The sequence below is a fragment of the Colwellia sp. BRX10-1 genome (assembly GCF_014077545.1).
Classification (GTDB): Bacteria; Pseudomonadota; Gammaproteobacteria; order Enterobacterales; family Alteromonadaceae; genus Colwellia_A.
Map to the genome: position 1 here is coordinate 1 of NZ_JACGWC010000074.1, position 1,111 is coordinate 1,111.

A 1,111-nucleotide genomic window follows, 5' to 3' on the forward strand; every position below is an offset into this window, starting at 1 on the left:
ACTTTAACAGCTGCTATCTCTGCAGTATTAACTAAAGTACACGGTGGTGAAGTTAAAGATTTCGCACAAATCGATAATGCTCCTGAAGAGCGTGAGCGTGGTATTACAATCAATACTTCTCACATCGAGTACGATACAGAAGTTCGTCACTACGCACACGTAGATTGTCCTGGTCACGCCGATTACATCAAAAACATGATCACCGGTGCTGCACAAATGGATGGCGCTATCTTAGTAGTTGCTGCTACAGATGGTCCTATGCCACAAACACGTGAGCACATCTTGTTATCACGTCAGGTTGGTGTTCCATATATCATCGTATTCATGAACAAATGTGATGTTGTAGATGACGAAGAATTACTAGAATTAGTAGAAATGGAAATTCGTGAACTTCTTTCTGAATATGACTTCCCAGGTGATGATTTACCGGTAATTCAAGGTTCAGCTTTAGGCGCTCTTCAAGGCGACGAAAAGTGGGAAGCAAAAATCATCGAACTTGCTGATCAATTAGATAACTACATTCCAGAGCCAGAGCGTGCAATCGACGGAGCATTCATCATGCCTATCGAAGATGTATTCTCAATTGCTGGTCGTGGTACTGTTGTTACTGGTCGTGTTGAACGCGGTATCATCAAAATTGGTGAAGAAGTAGAAGTTGTTGGTATCCGTGATACTCAAAAATCTACTTGTACTGGTGTTGAAATGTTCCGTAAGCTTCTAGACGAAGGTCGTGCTGGCGAGAACTGTGGTGTTCTTTTACGTGGTCTTAAGCGTGAAGACGTTGAACGTGGTCAAGTATTATGTAAGCCTGGTTCAATTTCACCTCATACAAAATTCGAATCAGAAGTATACGTGTTAAGTAAAGATGAAGGTGGTCGTCATACACCATTCTTTAAAGGATACCGTCCACAGTTTTACTTCCGTACAACAGATATCACAGGTGCTGTAGAGCTTCCTGAAGGTGTTGAAATGGTAATGCCTGGCGACAACTTGAAATTTGTTGTAGAGCTAATCAACCCAGTAGCGATGGATGAAGGTTTACGCTTCGCTATCCGTGAAGGTGGTCGTACTGTTGGTGCTGGTGTTGTATCTAAAATCATCGCATAATTGC

The 1,111-nt window shown here is 42.2% G+C and carries 1 protein-coding gene; it reads left to right on the forward strand.

All coding sequences use genetic code 11. The features are described from left to right. Positions 1–1,107: elongation factor Tu (tuf, locus tag H4J75_RS19580; protein WP_182218777.1), on the forward strand; the 1,107-nt coding region annotated here is incomplete at its 5' end. Between the last annotated feature and the right edge of the window lie 4 nt (positions 1,108–1,111).